Source organism: Xanthomonas sp. 60 (assembly GCF_011761925.1).
Genome location: NZ_JAASQW010000001.1, coordinates 214,710 through 233,039 on the forward strand (window position 1 = coordinate 214,710; position 18,330 = coordinate 233,039).

The 18,330-nt window shown below is 69.8% G+C and carries 7 protein-coding genes; 5 read left to right on the forward strand and 2 right to left on the reverse strand.

What is annotated here, in order from left to right; translation table 11 throughout:
* The first annotated feature begins 110 nt into the window (after nucleotides 1–110).
* Nucleotides 111–896: a thioredoxin fold domain-containing protein gene (locus FHY09_RS00985; protein ID WP_166923297.1), complete on the forward strand. Its 786-nt coding sequence runs from the start codon at nucleotides 111–113 to the stop codon at nucleotides 894–896.
* On the opposite strand, the gene FHY09_RS00990 is transcribed toward FHY09_RS00985, so the two are convergent.
* Nucleotides 853–1,674: a hypothetical protein gene (locus FHY09_RS00990; RefSeq protein ID WP_166923299.1), complete on the reverse strand. Its 822-nt coding sequence runs from the start codon at nucleotides 1,672–1,674 to the stop codon at nucleotides 853–855. The two genes, FHY09_RS00985 and FHY09_RS00990, sit on opposite strands and share 44 nt — an antisense overlap.
* Before the next feature lie 38 nt (nucleotides 1,675–1,712).
* Nucleotides 1,713–2,303: a hypothetical protein gene (locus FHY09_RS00995; RefSeq protein WP_166923301.1), complete on the reverse strand. Its 591-nt coding sequence runs from the start codon at nucleotides 2,301–2,303 to the stop codon at nucleotides 1,713–1,715.
* Between the two features lie 165 nt (nucleotides 2,304–2,468).
* On the opposite strand from FHY09_RS00995, the gene purL reads away from it, so the two are divergent.
* The 4 genes from purL to gspE all read left to right on the forward strand — a co-directional run bounded on the left by purL (nucleotide 2,469) and on the right by gspE (nucleotide 18,329).
* Nucleotides 2,469–6,350: a phosphoribosylformylglycinamidine synthase gene (gene purL, locus FHY09_RS01000; protein WP_166923303.1), complete on the forward strand. Its 3,882-nt coding sequence runs from the start codon at nucleotides 2,469–2,471 to the stop codon at nucleotides 6,348–6,350.
* Nucleotides 6,351–6,786: 436 nt separating this feature from the next.
* Nucleotides 6,787–14,376, forward strand: coding sequence for an ESPR-type extended signal peptide-containing protein (locus tag FHY09_RS01005; RefSeq protein ID WP_166923305.1), 7,590 nt, complete (start codon nucleotides 6,787–6,789; stop codon nucleotides 14,374–14,376).
* Between the two features lie 190 nt (nucleotides 14,377–14,566).
* Nucleotides 14,567–16,453 carry a S8 family peptidase gene (locus FHY09_RS01010; protein ID WP_166923307.1) on the forward strand — a complete coding sequence of 629 codons (1,887 nt, stop codon included), beginning with the start codon at nucleotides 14,567–14,569 and terminating at the stop codon, nucleotides 16,451–16,453.
* 151 nt (nucleotides 16,454–16,604) lie between these two features.
* Entirely contained in the window at nucleotides 16,605–18,329 is a 1,725-nt protein-coding gene (gene gspE, locus FHY09_RS01015; RefSeq protein ID WP_166923309.1) for a type II secretion system ATPase GspE, read from the forward strand.
* The last annotated feature ends 1 nt before the right edge of the window (nucleotide 18,330 follow it).

The window sequence follows — 18,330 nt, forward strand, 5'->3', positions numbered from 1 at the left end:
ATGGAATCGACACCTCCTATTGCGCTTGCAAGTAGCGATCAATCCGCGAACGCGCGCCTCAGGGAGACTATGCGAGAATCGGCGCTTCGATCATCCACAGTAGATCCGCCATGCGCCGTCTCCTTGCTGCTGCCCTGCTGGCTTCGCTCAGCCTGACCGCCTGTGCCCAGCCGGCGCCGCCCAAGGCGGCCGGAACGTCTCCCGCGCCGGCTCCGGCGGCCTCCGCCAGCGGTGCGGACCAGCGCGTACGCAGTGCCCTGCAGACGCTGGATCCCAACTTCAACCCGGACTACATCGGCGCGGCCCCGTTCCCGGGCTTCCGCGAGGTCGTGGTGTCCGGCCAGGTGATGTACGTCTCAGACGACGGGCGCTATCTGATGCAGTCCCAGCCGTACGATATCCAGGCCAAGGCGCTGGTCAACAGCGATGGTCTGCTGGCCTACCGGCGCAGCCTGCTTGAAAAGGCGAACCATGGCGATCGCATCGTGTTCGCCGCGCCCAATGCCAAGCACACCATCACCGTGTTCACGGACATCGAATGCGGCTACTGCCGCAAGCTGCATCAGGACATCGCCGAACTCAACCGCAACGGCATCACGGTCGAATACCTGGCATTCCCGCGCATGGGTCTGGGCAGCAAGGATTACACCGACATGATTTCGGTCTGGTGTGCAAGCGACCGCCGTGCGGCGTTGACCGCGGCCAAGCAGGGCAAGGCCGTGCCGGCCAAGAACTGCACCAACCCGGTGGCGATGCAGTACGCCCTTGGCCAGCAGCTGGGTGTGAACGGTACACCGGCGATCTTCGCTGCCGACGGCACGCAGCTTGGCGGCTACCTGCCGCCGGCCCAGCTCAAGGCCGCCTTGGAGCGTCGTTCGGCAGCGGTTGGTCGCTGACGCAGGCGATCATCAGAAGGGCCGGATCACTTGCGACAAGCCGCGCGATCGATTCGCGCAGCCGCAGGTTGTGGGCGTGCCGTCCCTCCGGCGGCACGCCGAACGCATCGGAGATGCAGGAAAAGAAACAGTCACCGTCTGCGGGAACATCGCGGACGACGACGTCCTCATCGGGGCACAGGCGTACGTAGTGCGCCCCGGTGCGCATGAGCACCACTTCATTGGCGGCCGGCTCGGGCAGCAGCGCCGCCGAACGACCGTGGTGCGTCCGCAGCGTGCCGTCCGGCGCGATGAGCGTAATGGTGTCGCGCGCGCAGTCGATGATGCGCAGGCAACGATCGGCCGGCCACAGGTCGGTGCGGGTGATGAGCTGGGAGAACATGTCCCCGGTGGCGCTGTTCCAGTAACCGGGCCGCTTGATGTTCTCGAGCGCCGCGGCCTCCTGCTGCCGCTGATGAAGCTGCGCCGCCAACGGAGCCTTCATTGCCGGGGCCGGCACGGTGCGCCACAGACGGGACGTCGACGGGCTGCTGACCCGGCAGGGCGGAGGGAAAGGCAGCGCGCACGGGCGTTTGACCGTCGGATCTTTCCAGCGCTCGAGGGGCAGCGTGGCGGCGCGCGCCTCCATGTTGCTGTTGTGAAGGGTTCGCAGCGGGAAAGCACGCGGCGCGCCGGCGATACCCGCTGGCTTAGCAGCAGGCCCCGTCCCGCCGAGAGCAGCCCCGATGAACGCTTGGCGAGCTTTGAAAGTCGCGTGTGAAAGCCCGGTGGTGATCATTTCTGCTCCTTCTGCGAGGTGAGTGTCCCCGTGCCGTCTCAGCCCCTGGAGGCGACAAGCCGGTGGTAGAGGCCGGCGGGGTGCAGCTCATTCTTCTGCGGCAGGGGGTAGGATTGCTGGAAGTGAGGCACGCGCTTGGGCAGTTGTCCTCGCACGAGGTCCCCCAGGCGTGCCGGCTCCGGTGTACGAAGGCGATTTGCGCGCATCGCGTCAGCCAGGCCGGTAGGCAGGGCCGGGAGAATTTCGTCAGCACGCGTCGACTCCAGCGCAGGGCGCGCCACAGTCGACTCGACTTCTCTGGCCTGCCAGAACTTTCGGGCGCAGCGCACGGTGTGCAGGTACGTGGCGATGGGGCTCGTCTGCGATGCTCCCGCCGGAAGCGTCATGCGCTCCGGCTGGGGCGGCGTCGGCGCGCACACCGAAGGCCTTGCCGCGATGCCACTGCCCGAAGGGCTCGCCGGCCCACTGGGGACGCGACCGGGCCGCGGGGCGTTGCCCAGCTTGAGGGAGGAGAATCCGGTCGCGCGGGCGGCCTCGCCCGATGCCTTGGTGCCAGCGACGAGAGGTTGCAGCATCCCCTCCATGAACAGGTGGCGGGCGGTAGCGATCGGCGAAGAGATGACGGGCATGGGAGATGCGCCAGGAAGAAGGGTCAGCGCAGTCTCCCGTACGGATTCCCCCCGCACCGCAATATTTCGCGCATCACTCCAGCGCCCGGTTTTCGCCGCCTGCCCGGCCCCCGCCACCGCTTCCGGTAGAATGATGGGCCGTTTCCCACCTACGGTTCCCCGGACATGATGGTCCTCGAGGGCGCGCCCGCCCTGTCGGCGTTCCGCCGCGAACGTCTTGAATCCCGCCTCCAGTCCATCGCGCCGTCGCTGCGCATCAGCGGTGCCTGGCACGTGTACTTCGTGCAGCCCCAAGCGCAGGGCGATCTGGAACTGGCCACGCTGGGCCGCATCCTCGAAGCGGCACCGCAGTCCAGCGCCGCAGAAGCCGGCGCGGTGACGCGCTATGTGGTGCCGCGCCTGGGCACGTTGTCACCGTGGTCGAGCAAGGCCACCGAACTGGTGCGTGGCGCCGGGCAGCCGGTCAGCCGGGTGGAACGGGGGCTGCGCCTGGATGTCCAGGGCTGGCCCGGGGACGCGGCGGCCGTGCAGGCACTGGTCAAGGCCCTGCATGACCCGATGACCCAGTCCGTGCTGGAGGATGTGCAGCAGGGCCAGGCCCTGTTCGCCACGCCGGCGCGCGGGGTACTGGAGCGCATCGCGCTGGACGATCTGGAAGCGGCCAACCAGCGCCTGGGCCTGGCCATGGCGCAGGATGAGATCGACTACCTGCGCGAGCGCTTCGGCCAGCTCGGCCGGTTGCCATCGGACGTGGAACTGATGATGTTCGCGCAGGCCAACTCCGAGCACTGCCGGCACAAGATCTTCAACGCCAGCTGGAGCGTGGACGGCGAGGCGCAGGAGCGCTCGCTGTTCCGCATGATCAAGAACACCCACCAGCAGACCCCGCAGAACACGCTCAGCGCGTACAGCGACAATGCCGCGGTGATCGAAGGCCGTCCGTCCGCGCGGTACCGTCCGGACCCGGCCACGGGTGAATACCGCAGCGAGGCGGTGGTGCCCAGTGCCTTCCAGATCAAGGTGGAAACGCATAACCACCCCACGGCGATCGCGCCGTTCCCGGGGGCTTCCACCGGGGCAGGCGGGGAGATCCGCGACGAAGGCGCAACCGGTCGCGGCGGCAAACCGAAGGCCGGCCTGACCGGGTTTTCCGTTTCGCACCTGCGCATCCCCGGCTTGGAGCAGCCGTGGGAGGCGCCGCGCGCGCTCAACCCGCGCATGGCCCCGGCCCTGGAGATCATGACCGAGGGCCCGCTCGGCGGCGCCGCGTTCAACAATGAATTCGGCCGTCCGAACCTGGTGGGCTACTTCCGCAGTTTCGAATTGGCCGAGGGTGGCCTGACCCGCGCTTACGACAAGCCGATCATGCTGGCCGGCGGGCTCGGTGCCATCGACCGCGTGCAGGTGGACAAGATCCGCCTGCAGGAAGGCGATGCGGTGATCGTGCTCGGCGGCCCGGCGATGCTGATCGGACTGGGCGGTGGCGCGGCTTCGTCGGTGGCTTCGGGCGAGAGTGCCGAGGACCTGGACTTTGCCAGCGTGCAGCGCGACAACCCCGAGATGGAACGCCGCTGCCAGGAGGTGATCGACCGCTGCGTGGCGATGGGCGCGGACAACCCCATCAAGTTCTTCCACGATGTCGGCGCGGGTGGCCTGTCCAACGCGATCCCCGAACTGCTGCACGATTCGGACGTGGGCGGTGTGATCGACCTGGGCAAGGTGCCCACCGATGATCCCTCGCTCTCGCCGATGCAGCTGTGGTGCAACGAATCCCAGGAACGCTATGTGCTCGGCGTGGCGCAGGCGCGCCTGGCCGAGTTCGCGGCGCTGTGCGCGCGCGAGCGCTGCCCGTTCGCGGCCGTCGGCGTGGCCACCGCCGAGGAGCGTCTGGTGGTGGCCTACGGTGCCACCCCGGGCAACATTCCGGCCGATGCGCCGATCGACCTGCCGATGGACGTGCTGTTCGGCAAGGCGCCGAAGATGCACCGCGATGCCGTGCGCCCGCCGGCACCGCGCTGGCCGGCGCTGAAGACGGCCGGGCTGGACCTGCACGAGGCGGGCCTGCGCGTGCTGGCCCACCCGACGGTGGCCTCCAAGAACTTCCTGGTCACCATCGGCGACCGCAGCGTGGGTGGGCTCACCGCGCGCGAGCAGATGATCGGCCCGTGGCAGGTGCCGGTCTCGGATGTGGCGATCACCCTGGCCGGGTTCGAGGGCGTGGCCGGGGAGGCGATGTCGGTCGGCGAACGCACGCCACTGGCCCTGCTCGATGCAGCGGCTTCGGCGCGCATGGCGGTGGGTGAGGCGATCACCAACCTGTGTGCCGCGCCGGTGGATTCGCTGGAGGAAGTGAAGCTCTCCGCGAACTGGATGGCCGCGGCAGGTCATCCGGGCGAAGACGCGCTGCTGTACGACGCCGTGCGTGCGGTGGGCATGGAGCTGTGCCCGCAGCTGGACATCAGTATTCCGGTGGGCAAGGATTCGTTGTCCATGCAGGCCCAGTGGCAGGCCGATGGCGTGGCGCACAAGAGTGTTTCGCCGGTCTCGCTGGTCATCACCGCCTTCGCGCCGGTGACCGATGTGCGGCAGCAGCTGACCCCGCTGATGGACCGCGACGTGGACAGCGAGCTGTGGCTGATCGGGCTCGGCGGTGGCAGGCAGCGCATGGGCGGTTCGATCTTCGCGCAGGTCCATGGCGACCATGCCGCGCTGCCGGCGTTCGGCGGCGCCAGCCCGGACCTGGAAGATGCGCAGCGGCTGCGCGCGTTCTTCGAGATGATCCGCGATGCGCGCCAGGCCGGCCTGCTGCGGGCGTACCACGACCGCAGCGATGGGGGCGCCTTTGCGGCGCTGTGCGAGATGGCCTTCGCCTCGCGCATGGGCCTGGACATCCTGCTCGATGCCTGGGGCGATGATCCGTTCCGCAGCCTGTTCAACGAAGAGCTGGGCGCGGTGGTGCAGGTGGCGCGCGAGGACCGTGCCGCCTTCGCCGACCTGGTGGAGCGCCATGCGCTCACCGAGTGCGCGCAGCGCATCGCGCGGCCGACCACGGCTCCGGTGGTGCGGGTGTCGCTGCAGGGCGAAAACCTGGTGGAGTGGCGCTGGGAAGCGCTGTTCGACGCCTGGTGGGCGGTAACCCACGCCATGCAGAAGCGCCGCGACAACCCGGACAACGCCGACCAGGAGCACGCCGTGGCCCGTGCGTTCACCGCACCGGGCCTGAAGCCGAAGCTGACCTTCGACCTCAATGAGGACATCGGTGCGCCGTTCATCGCCACCGGTGCCCGGCCGAAGATCGCGATCCTGCGCGAACAGGGCGTCAATGGCCAGATCGAAATGGCCAACGCCTTCGAACGTGCGGGTTTCCGCGCCTTCGACGTGCACATGAGCGACCTCATCGACGGTCGCGTGGACCTTGCGGACTTCCGCGGCCTGGTGGCCTGCGGCGGGTTCAGCTATGGCGACGTGCTGGGTGCCGGACGTGGCTGGGCCACCTCGATCCTGGAGCGCAGCGCGCTGCGGGATGCGTTCGCGGCCTTCTTCGAACGCCAGGACAGCTTCGCTCTGGGGGTGTGCAACGGTTGCCAGATGATGAGCCAGCTCAAGGACATCATCCCCGGTGCCGGGCACTGGCCGCAGTTCCGCCGCAACGCCAGCGAGCAGTTCGAAGCCCGTACGTCGCTGCTGGAAGTGGTGGAATCGCCGTCGATCCTGCTGCGGGGCATGGCCGGTTCACGCCTGCCGGTGGCGGTGGCGCATGGCGAGGGCCGGGCGGTGTTTGAAACCGCCGTCGACCAGGCGGCCGCACGGGTATCGCTGCGCTTCATCGATGGCGACGGCCAGGCCGCCGGGCAGTATCCGTTGAACCCGAACGGGTCGCCGGACGGTATCACCGGGCTGACCAGCACCGATGGCCGGGTGACGATCATGATGCCGCACCCGGAGCGTACCCCGCGTGCGCTCAACCTCAGCTGGGCGCCAGAAAACTGGCAGGGTGACTCACCGTGGATGCGGATGTTCCGGAACGCACGCGTATGGTGCGGGTGATACTGCGCACACCGCGTTCGCTTCTGTAACGGCTTCAGCAAAAACCCGTCACTCAGTTGGCGGGTTTTTCTTTGCCTCTCTTAAGGAAAAGCTTACCTGCCAAGCACTTGCGCGCCGCATGTGGTGAAAACGCTGCCATCACGCATACATAACAAGATCACCCAATGAACAGGCGCAAGTGCGAAGTACGTCACACCACCGGGTTTTTGTTCGTCAAAGTCTTGACGTTATGATTCGTTCACGTTAACACTTCAAGTCCATTAGGACATCGTTCAGCCAGTCGTTTCCCCCGGGTTCCGCGCACCGTCGTCCGCACCACGCGCGTCCCCCCGCACTGCCGCAAATCTCACTGAAAACGCCCCCAGGGGACGTTGGGTCCGTTGACCCGGCGATGGCGTTGCTTTGCCCAAAAACCAGCCAATCAGGAGCCGTATCGATGAATCGGATTTATCGCAAGGTCTGGAATAAAGCGCTCGGTCAAATGGTCGTCGCCTCGGAGCTGGCATCGTCCGACCAGCCCGGCCACGTCATCGATCGGCGCCGGCGCGGCGAGACGCTCGCCCCCTCCCTGCTTGGCAGCGGACTCCTGCTGGCCCTCGGATTGGCAGCGGCATCGCCGGTCGCGGCGCAATCGGTGGAAATCGGCGGCAATGCGAACTGCGTCGTGCTCAACAGCGGGGTGATCGACCAGTGCGTTGTCGATGGCAGCGCCGCAGCCACCGGCAGCAACGCGGTAGCCATCGGCAGCGGCAGCACCGCCAGCGCCGCCAACAGCGTGGCGCTCGGTGCCGGTTCGCGCGCGACGCGGGCCAACACGGTGTCGGTCGGCCGGGCGGGCAGCGAACGCCAGATCACCGACGTGGCCGCCGGCGTGGCCGCCACCGATGCGGTCAACAAGGCGCAGCTGGATGCGGCCAACGCCGCGCAGGCACAGGCGATGGCGCGGGCCGCCGCCGATGCCGAACGCTACTTCAAGGTCGGCGGCGCGGGTGATGACAGCGATGCCGCCCGCATCGACGGCCAGGGCGCGTTGGCGGCGGGCAGCAATGCCCAGGCCACGGCGAATGCGACCACCGCCGTCGGCAGCCAGTCGATCGCCGCAGGGCTGGGCGCGAGCGCCTTCGGCCAGAACGCCATCGCCTTCGGCGATGCCGCCGTCGCGGTGGGCCAGAGCGCTTCGGCGTGGGGTCTGGGCGATACAGCGGTCGGCGCCTCGGCGTACGCGGAGAGCACCAACGGCGCAGCCACTGCGCTGGGGGCGCTGTCCGAAGCCACCGCTGATGGCGCCACCGCCGTCGGCGCAGGTGCGCTGGCGATCGCCGATGGCAGCACCTCGGTGGGACGCGGTGCCGGCAGCGGCGGCGAAGCTTCGGTGGCGGTCGGTGCGTTCAGCATCGCCACGGCCGATTTCAGCAGCGCGATCGGCTCGAACTCGGCCGCCGTTGCCGTCGGCAGCGTGGCGCTTGGTGCAGGGTCATACGCTGATCGCGTCGATACCGTCTCGGTCGGCAATGCCGACAACGGGCTGGCGCGGCAGATCACCAACGTGGCCGATGGCACGGAAGCCTCCGATGCAGCCACCGTGGGCCAGCTGGCTGCGGTGGCCGACGCCGGCGCAACCACCGCCAAGTACGTGCAGGCCACCGGCAGCGATGACAGCGATGCGGGCGCGCTGGCGGCGGGTGCCAATGCCACCGCCATCGGCGAGGCCGCCAATGCGCTGGCCGACGGCGGCTCGGCGCTCGGCAGCGGCGCCACCGCAGCGGGCCAGAACGCCACCGCGGTGGGCTTCAATGCCCTCGCCGCAGGCCAGAACAGTGCCGCGTTCGGCAACAACGCACAGGCGACGGGTCCGGCCGCGGTGGCCGTCGGCGGGGTGGCCGTGGACGCGGCCGGCAACCCGCTCATCACCAACGGGGGCGTGGCCGTGGACACCGGCGCCACCAGCGCCGGCGTGGGCGGCACCGCCGTCGGCGCCAGCGCCGAAGCCAGCGGTTTCGCGGCATCGTCGTATGGCGTCGGCGCGTATGCCGGTGGCGCCCAGTCCTCCGCCTTCGGCGCGGTGTCCAACGCGGTCGGCGATTACGCCACGGCGGTGGGCACGCAGACCGTGGCGACCGGCACCAGCAGCACCGCCATCGGCGGGCCGGCCGACCTGATTCCGGGGCTCGGCTTCTTCGTGCAGACCCAGGCCAGCGGTGAAGCCGCCACCGCGGTCGGCGCCGGCGCGATTGCCGCCGGCACCTATGCCACCGCGACCGGCACGCTGACCGAGGCCTCGGGCGAGGAAAGCACCGCGATCGGTTACTTCGCCTACGCACCCGGCGACGGCGCCAGTGCGGTGGGCGCACAGACCTGGGCCAGCGGTGAACTGAGCACGGCCGTTGGCTATTACGCCACCGCGCGCGGTGCCAACAGCGTGGCCATCGGCGCGAACTCCGAAGCCGTGCGCGCCAACACGGTGTCCGTCGGCAGCGCCGGTGCCGAGCGTCAGATCACGCGCGTGGCCGCAGGCAGCGAAGCCACCGATGCGGTGAACAAGGCACAGCTGGATGCCGTGGCCGACAGCGCCGCAGGTGCAGCGAAATATTTCTCCGCGCAGGGCGAGGCAGGCACCGATACCGGCGCCTATTCTGAAGGCGAAGGCGCCCTGGCCGCCGGCTCGGCCAGCAACGCGATCGGTGCGGGGGCACTGGCCCAGGGGGCCGGCGCTTCGGCGCTGGGCAACGATGCCATCGCACTCGGTCGCAACACGTTCGCCGACGGTTCCGGCAGCGTGGCCATCGGTGGCCTGGGCCAGGCGTTCGACGAATACAACCAGCCGCTGGTGGATGCGGACGGCAACCCGGTGCTGACCGGTACGTCGGCAGTGGCCAATGCCACGGCGGTGGGCAACGCCGCGCAGGCCACCGGCGTGGACAGCAACGCCTTCGGTGCCGGCGCGCAGGCGACCGGTGACAACAGCTTCGCCGGCGGCGTGAAATCGCGCGCGACCGGGGGCTACAGCGTCGCGCTGGGAGACAGCGCCTTCGCCAGCAGCGCCGACAGCACCGCCGTGGGCGGCTACAGCTGGGCGACGGCAGACGGGGCGACGGCCTTCGGCGCCGGCGCCTGGGCCACCGCCACCAACGCCACGGCCTTCGGCCCGGCCGCCTGGGCCAGTGCCAGTGGCGCCACGGCGCTGGGCTACAACAGCTGGGCCGATGGCACCAGTTCCACCGCAGTGGGCCGTGGTGCCTTCGGCTATGGGGACTACAGCGTGGCGCTGGGCTTCCAGGCGCTGGGAAACACGGTCAACAGCATCGCCATCGGCACCAATTCCGAGGCCCTGGCGGAGAGTTCGATCGCACTGGGCGCCGGCGCCAGTGCCAGTGGTGACAACAGCGTCGCCCTGGGCGCGGGCTCGGTCGCCACGCGCGAGCGCAGCGTGGCCGTGGGCAGCGAGGGCAGCGAACGCCAGATCACCCAGGTGGCGGCCGGTACCGAGGGCACCGATGCGGTGAACCTGGACCAGCTCAACGAGGTTGCCGATGCGGCGGCCGCGACCAGCACCTACTTCCAGGCCACCGGCAGCGACGACAGCGATGCCGGGGCGCTGGCCTCCGGCGCCAACGCCACCGCCATCGGCGAAGCGGCCAATGCCCTGGCCGACGGCGCGTCGGCGCTCGGTGCCGGTGCGACAGCGGTGGGGCAGCAGGCCACGGCCGTCGGCTTCAATGCCCTGGCCAGTGGCCAGAACAGCGCCGCCTTCGGCAACAACGCGCAGGCCACGGGCCCTGCGGCCGTTGCGGTCGGTGGCGTTGCGGTGGATGAGGACGGCAATCCGCTCATCACCAACGGCGGCGTGGCCGTGGACACCGGGGCCACCAGCGCCGGCGTGGGCGGTACCGCCGTCGGTGCAAGTGCGGTGGCCAGCGGCTTCGCGGCGGCGTCGTACGGCGTCGGCGCGTATGCCTCCGGCGCGCAGTCCTCGGCGTTCGGTGCCGTCTCCAACGCGCTCGGTGATTACTCCACCGCGGTGGGCACGCAGACCGTCGCCACCGGCACCAGCAGCACCGCCATCGGTGGGCCGGTCGACCTGATCCCGGGGTTCGGCTTCTTCATCGGGACCGAGGCCACCGGCGAAGCCGCCACGGCCGTGGGTGCCGGTGCCAACGCCACCGGCGACAACAGCAGCGCCGTCGGCACGCTGGCCTTCGCCACCGCCGAGGACAGCACCGCCATCGGCTATTTCTCCAGTGCCGAGGCGGCCAACAGCGTTGCGCTCGGTGCCAATGCGGTGGCCGACCGTGCCGACACCGTGTCGGTCGGCAGCAGCGGGGCGGAACGTCAGATCACCCACGTCGCGGCCGGTACCGAAGGCACCGATGCGGTGAACCTCGATCAGCTCCAGGCCGTGGCCGACGTGGCCGCCAACACCAGCACCTACTTCCAGGCCAGTGGCAGCGCCGACAGCGATGCCGGTGCCTATGTGGACGGTGACAACGCGCTGGCCGCAGGCGAGGCCAGCAACGCACTCGGTGACGGCACCGTGGCCCTGGGCAGCGGCGCGACAGCGGCGGGCACGCAGGCGGCGGCGGTCGGTTTCAATGCGCTGGCGTCGGCCGCCAACGCCACCGCAAGTGGCGCCAATGCACAGGCCACGGCGGAGTACGCGACGGCCAGCGGTGCTGAAAGCCAGGCCAGCGGCGAGCAGAGTGCCGCCTTCGGTGCGGCCAGCCTGGCCAGTGGTGATGGCAGCACCGCCACCGGCGCGCTGTCGAGTGCGGCAGGAACCGAATCGGTGGCAGTGGGTTACTTCAGTACGGCCGATGGCGAGGGCGCCACCGCGGTGGGCGGGGAAAGCGTGGCCACAGGCGTGACCGCGGCAAGCTTCGGCTTCGCCGCCGAAGCCACGGCCGGCTACAGCACCGCACTGGGCGGCTATGCCACCGCTACGGCGTTCAACGCCACCGCAGTGGGCAGCTTCGCCAACGCATCCGGTTCAAACAGTGTGGCCCTCGGTGGCGATTCAGTGGCCAGCGGCGCGTACAGCACGGCCAGCGGACAGGGCAGCCTGGCCACCGGCATCAACAGCGTGGCCGTCGGCGGGTCGTTGTTCGGCCTGCTGCCCACCGAAGCCTCCGGAAACTACTCCACCGCACTCGGTGGCGGTGCGTGGTCGCCCGGGGTGAACAGCACCGCGCTGGGCAACGCGGCCACGGCCGAGGCCGAGGACAGCGTGGCCCTCGGCGCGGACTCGATCGCCGACCGCGCCAACACGGTGTCTGTCGGCAGCGCGGACAGCCAGCGCCAGATCACCAACGTGGCCGCCGGCACCCAGGGTACCGACGCGGTGAACCTGGACCAGCTCAACGACGTCGCTGATGCGGCGGCAGCCACCAGCAAGTACTTCCAGGCCAGCGGCAGCGCCGACAGCGATGCCGGCGCCTATGTGGAAGGTGACAACGCACTGGCGGCCGGCGAAGCCAGCAACGCGATCGGTGCCGGCGCCACCGCGCTCGGCAGCGGCGCGACGGCGCTGGCGGACGCGGCCACCGCGGTGGGCCTGGACAGCGTTGCGACCGGCACGGCAGCGGCGGCAGTGGGCACCAACGCCCAGGCCACCGGCAGCAACAGCGCGGCGCTGGGCAGCAACAGCCAGGCCGGCGGGGCCGACAGTGCGGCGCTCGGCAGCAATGCGGTGGCCAGCGAGGTCGGCAGCACCGCCGTCGGTACCGCCGCACAGGCCACCGGGGTCTACAGCAGCGCCCTCGGGGCCGAAGCGGCGGCCAGCGGCGCGCAGTCCACCAGCACCGGCTTCCGCGCGATCGCCTCGGGCGATGGCACGGCCGCCTACGGTGGCTACAGCGAAGCGAGCGGACGCCTGTCCACGGCGCTCGGCTATGGCGCCGCCGCCACGGGCACCAGCACCACGGCGGTCGGCTTCGGGTCCATCGCAGCGGGAACCTCGGCCGTCGCGGTGGGCCTGAACAGCGATGCCAGTGGCGCGGAGAGCGTGGCGGTCGGCGGCGCGGCGGGCGGCATCATCGCCTCGCGTGCCAGCGGCACCGGCAGCTCCGCGCTCGGTGCGGGGGCCTGGGCGACGCAGGACTACGGCACGGCCATCGGCTGGAATTCGTGGGCCAACGCCACCGATGCCACCGCGCTTGGCGCCAACACCACGGCAAGCGCGGCCAACAGCGTGGCCCTCGGCACCGGCTCGCAGGCGTCGCGTGCCAATACGGTCTCGGTCGGCAACGCCGCCACGCAGCGGCAGATCACCCAGGTCGCAGCCGGTACCGAAGACACCGATGCCGCCAACGTGGCGCAGCTGAAGGAAGTGGCCGCCAGTGCGGAAGCGGTCGGCCAGTACTTCAGCGGCACCGGTGCCGGCCAGGCCAGCGCCACCGGCAGCGACGCCGTGGCGGCCGGTTCGAGCGCGTCGGCCAGCGGGGCCCGCAGTACCGCGCTGGGGGCCAACAGCGTGGCCAATACGGCCGGCGCCACCGCGGTTGGCGCAGATGCTTCGGCGCGCGGCAGCAACAGCACCGCCATCGGCCGCTCGGCCGCGACCACCGCCGTCAATGGCGTGGCGATCGGCAATGGTGCGTTCGCCAGCAACGGAGCCAACAGCATCGCCATCGGCGCCGGCGCCGGTGTCTCCGGCGCCAGTTCGGTGGCCCTGGGCGCCGGCGCGCGCGCGCTGGAGGCCAACGTGGTGTCGGTGGGCGGCGGCAACGGCAGCAATGGGCCGGCCACGCGCCGCATCGTCAATGTCGCCGATGGGCGCCTGGTGGCGGGCAGCAGCGATGCGGTCACCGGCTCACAGCTCAACGTGACCAACCAGCGCGTGGGTGCGGTGGAGACGCGTGTGGGTGACATCGACAGCCGCATCGGCACGGTGGAAACCGCCGCTGCCGGTGCAGTCGCCTATGACGATGCGAACCGGGAAACGCTCACCCTGTCCGGACTGGAGGGCACCACGATCGACAACGTGGCGTCCGGCAGCATCGCCAGCGGCAGCCGACAGGCGATCAACGGTGGCCAGATGTTCCAGTCGCTGACCGATATCGCCAGCTTCCTCGGCGGCGGTGCCAGCGTCGGCCTGCAGGGCGTGTTCGTCGCGCCCAACTACGTCATCCAGGGCAACAGCTACAGCAACGTGGGCGATGCACTCGGTGCCCTTGACCGTCGCGTCACCGAGCTCGGTGGCGGGACCGCCGAAGCCACCGCAGGCACGGCGCAGGTGGCTTCGGCCAGCACGGCCCGCAGCGTGCGCATGGCCAGCCCGACCGCTGACGCCGGGACCGTGGCGGACAGCGCCACCACGGACAGCGCGCAAATCGCTTCGGCGGCCACTGAAACCGCCGCGCCCGAGGCAACCGCGGCCAGCAGTACAGCGTCGGCCGCGCTGCATGGCACGCCCACGGCGGCATCGGCCGGCACGGCTGCCGTCGCAGCACCGGAGGGCGCCAGCGCGGCGGCGGTGGTCGGGGCAGGGGCGGTGGCCAGTGGCGCAGCGTCCACCGCGCTTGGCCAGAACGCGACGGCCACGGCGGCGAACTCGGTGGCACTTGGCGAGAACTCGGTCGCCAACCGCGCCAATACGGTGTCGGTCGGCAGCGCCGGCAACGAGCGCCAGGTCACCAATGTCGCGGCAGGCACCCAGTCCACCGACGCCGTCAACGTGGCCCAGCTCGACAACGGCGTGGCCCGCGCCAACAGCTATACCGACACCAAGTTCCAGTCGGTGGCCGACAGCTTCGACATCTTCAAGGGAGAGGTGGACGGCCGGCTGCGCAACATGGATCGCCGCATCGACCGGCAGGGTGCGATGAGCTCGGCGATGCTCAACATGGCCACCAGCGCGGCGGGCATCCGCACGCAGAACCGCGTCGGTGTCGGTGTCGGCTTCCAAGGCGGCGAATCGGCGCTGTCGCTGGGCTACCAGCGCGCGCTCAGCGACCGCGCCACGGTCACCTTCGGTGGCGCCATGAGCAGTGATGACACCTCCGTCGGTGTCGGTGCCGGCTTCGGTTGGTGAGGCATGCAGCACGCGCGGGCCGCTGACCGTGGCCCGCGTCGAACACCCGGCGGCGGCCCTGCGGTCGCCGCCTGCCAGTGGGGCCTGAGGGGGCGGGTCACGGCAACCCCGGCGAGGCCGACCGGGGGTCGTCGCAAGGATTGAAGGCCGCAGGTTTGGTTCCATCAACGACACAGAAGAGGATTTCGACGTGATCAAGAAGCAGAACCTCCGCACCAACGTACTCGCCGCCGCCGTGCTTTCGCTCACCAGCGTGGGCATCGCGCAGGCCGCCGACCTGAAGGTCAGCGCGCCGCAGAGATCGACCGCAGCGCAGCAGCAGGCGGTGGAAGGCATCATCGTCAAATACCGCGCCGGCAGCGCGGCCGCCAGCAGCAGCACGGCCAAGCTGGCCGTGGTGAACTCGGCGCTGACGCGCGCGTCGCTGGGCGGCGCCACTGCAGGTGCCAGCGCGGCGCGCGTGGCGGCCTTCGGTCCGCAGGTTGAACGCCGGCTTGGCGTCGGCGCGGACCTGATCCGCCTCAAGAGCCGCCTCGGCGGCGCCGAACTGGCCAAGGTGCTGGCCGAGCTCCAGGCCGATCCCACCGTGGAATATGCCGTGGCCGATGCAGTGATGTACCCGGTGGATGCCAACCCGGTCCGCCGCCGCGCCGCGGCCCTGGGCGATGCCGCGCCGAACCTGGTGCCGAACGACCCCAACTATGCTGCCTACAACTGGCACTTCTTCAGCCCGACCGGCGGCGTCAACGCACCGGCGGCGTGGGACGTCTCGCGTGGTGCTGGCGTGGTGGTGGCCGTACTGGATACCGGCATCGTGCCGCACCCGGATTTCGCTGCGGGCACGGTGCTGGAAGGCTACGATTTCATCAGCAACGCCGAGCGCTCGCGCCGCCCCACCAATGACCGTGTGCCCGGCGCCCTGGACCAGGGTGACTGGGTGGAGGCCGCCAACCTCTGCTACACCGGTTCGCCCAAGACCGACAGTTCCTGGCACGGCACGCACGTGGCCGGCACCGTGGCCGAAGCCACCAACAACGGCGTGGGCATGGCAGGCCTGGCGTTCGAATCCACAGTGCTTCCGGTCCGTGTGCTCGGCCGCTGCGGCGGCACCCTGTCCGACATCGCCGATGCGATCACCTGGGCCTCCGGTGGCACCGTCGCCGGCGTTCCGGCAAACCAGAACCCGGCCGACATCATCAACATGAGTCTGGGCGGCGGCGGTGCCTGCGACGCCGTGTACCAGGACGCCATCAACGGTGCAGTCTCGCGTGGCACGCTGGTGGTGGTGGCGGCGGGCAACGATGAGATCAATGTCTCCGGCGCGCGTCCGGCCAACTGCAACAACGTGGTCTCGGTGGGCGCTACCGGCATCACCGGCCAGATGGCCTACTACTCCAACTTCGGCACGCTCGTCGATCTGTCCGGCCCGGGTGGCGGGGTGACCGATGGCAATCCGAACGGTTACGTGTGGCAGGCCATCGCCAACAGCACCACCGCACCGAACGGCACCTACACCTACGGTGGCAAGGCCGGTACCTCGATGGCCGCTCCGCACGTGGCCGCCGTCGCCGCGCTGGTACAGAGCGCCCTCAGTACGGCCGGCAAGGATCCGCTGGCGCCGGCGGCGATGGAAACGCTGCTGAAGCAGAGCGCACGGAGCTTCCCGGTCGCCATCAACCCGGCCAAGCCCATCGGCACCGGCATCGTCGATGCCAAGGCCGCGCTCGATCTGGCACTGCAGGAGCCGTGCACCGAGGACTGCGGCCCGAGCGCGATTCCGCTGACCAACAAGGTCGCGGTGGGCGGCATCAGCGGCGCGTCGGGGACGGAGACGCTGTACAGCTTCGAAGCCACGGCCGGCAAGACAGTGAGCTTCGTCACCTACGGCGGCACCGGCAACATCTCACTGTACGTGGGCGAGGGCAGCGAGCCGACCAGCACCGCGTTCAAGGGCAAGTCCACGCGCGCGGGCAATGCGGAAACGGTACGTGTGACCGCGCCGGTTTCCGGCACGTACTACGTCAAAGTCGTGGGTGAGGCCGCCTTCTCCGGCGTGAGTCTGCTGGCCACGCAGTAAGCCTGTGGTGTGACGGATACGGCTCGTCGGCGCAGGCCGGCGGGCCGTTTTCGTGGAGGTCGGACAAAGACGACGTCCGCTGTGGTGCGCGACGGGCAGCGCGGCGCGCAGGCAAGCTGCTACAGTCGTGCGGGAATGGAGGAGGGTGTGCGTGAACGCGGTTGCTGAGCCAGCAGGAGACCGGACAACCGACGCGCCGTTGATCGACGCGCTCGTCGCCCGTGGCCGGCTCAAGGAAGCCGATCTGGCCCGCGCCCGCACGCTGCACGCCGAAGCCGGTGGCAGCCAGCTGGCGCTGCTGGTACGCCTTGGCATGGTTTCCGAGCGTGACCAGGCACAGGTGAGCGCCGATGTGCTGGGCCTGCCGCTGCTGGATGCCCGCCACCTGCCCGATGCTCCCCCGCCAGCGCTTGCCGACACCCTGCCGGTGTCGCTGCGCTTCCTCAAACAGTTCCACGTCTGTCCGATCGCCCTGGATGAACAGGGCATCCAGCTGTGGCAGGCCGATGCGCACGATCCCTACGCAGCGCAGGCCGTGGCCCTGGCCACCGGGCTGCCGGTGCGCAGCTGCATCGGCCAGCGCGCCGAGATCGATGATGTCGTCGAGCGCTGGTTCGGCCAGGGCCGCAGCGCGATGGGCGCGATCGTTGAAACCGCCGACGGCGACAGTGTCGCGGTCGATGACATCGAACACCTGCGTGACCTGGCATCCGAGGCCCCGGTGATCCGGCTGGTGAACCTGGTGATCCAGCGTGCGGTGGAACTGCGCGCCTCGGACATCCACGTGGAGCCGTTCGAAACCCGCCTGAAGGTGCGTTACCGCGTGGACGGCGTGCTGATCGAGGGCGAGAGTCCGCCCTCCAATCTCACCGCCGCAGTGATCAGCCGCATCAAGATCATGGCACGGCTGAACATCGCCGAGCGCCGCCTGCCGCAGGACGGCCGCATCATGCTGCGCGTGCAGGGCAAGGAACTGGACCTGCGCGTGAGCACCGTGCCCACCGCGCACGGCGAGAGCGTGGTCATGCGCCTGCTGGACCGCGAGACCGTGGTGCTGGATTTCCATAACCTGGGCTTCACCGACCAGTTCCTGCCCGCGTTCCGTCGCGTGCTGGAGCAGCCGCATGGCATCGTGCTGGTCACCGGTCCGACCGGCTCGGGCAAGACCACCACGCTTTACACCGCGCTGAGCCAGCTCAACACCGAAGACGTCAAGATCATCACCGTCGAAGATCCGGTCGAGTACCAGATCGAAGGCATCAACCAGATCCAGGCCAGGCCGCAGATCGGGCTGGATTTCGCCAACGCGCTGCGCAGCATCGTGCGCCAGGATCCAGACGTCATCATGATCGGCGAGATGCGCGACCTGGAAACCGCGCGCATCGCGATCCAGTCCGCGCTGACCGGCCATCTGGTGCTGTCCACGCTGCACACCAACACCGCAGCGGGCGGCATCACGCGGCTGCTCGACATGGGCGTGGAGGATTACCTGCTGACCTCCACCATCAACGGCATCCTCGGCCAGCGCCTGGTGCGCAGGCTCGAGCCGACCCACGCCGAGCGCTATGAAGCCTCCGACGAGGAGATCGAACGCTTCGGGCTGCGCCGGCTGCAGCCGGAAGGCCGCATTTTCCTGTTCCGCCCGCGGCCCTCGGCACTGGCGCCGACCGGCTACCTGGGCCGCACCACCATCGTGGAACTGCTGGTCATGGATGACGAGCTTCGCCGCGCGGTGATGCGTCGGGACGGCATGGCCGACATCGAGCGGCTGGCGCGCAGCCGCGGCATGCGCACCATGTACGAGGATGGCCTGCTCAAGGCCCTCGCCGGGCACACCACGCTCGAGGAAGTCCTGCGCGTCACCGAGGACAGCTGAG

Bases quoted from the DNA above. Each gene is read 5' to 3' on its own strand.
- FHY09_RS00985 (WP_166923297.1), top strand. From the start codon at position 111: ATGCGCCGTCTCCTTGCTGCTGCCCTGCTGGCTTCGCTCAGCCTGACC.
- FHY09_RS00990 (WP_166923299.1), bottom strand. From the start codon at position 1,674: ATGATCACCACCGGGCTTTCACACGCGACTTTCAAAGCTCGCCAAGCG.
- FHY09_RS00995 (WP_166923301.1), bottom strand. From the start codon at position 2,303: ATGCCCGTCATCTCTTCGCCGATCGCTACCGCCCGCCACCTGTTCATG.
- purL (WP_166923303.1), top strand. From the start codon at position 2,469: ATGATGGTCCTCGAGGGCGCGCCCGCCCTGTCGGCGTTCCGCCGCGAA.
- FHY09_RS01005 (WP_166923305.1), top strand. From the start codon at position 6,787: ATGAATCGGATTTATCGCAAGGTCTGGAATAAAGCGCTCGGTCAAATG.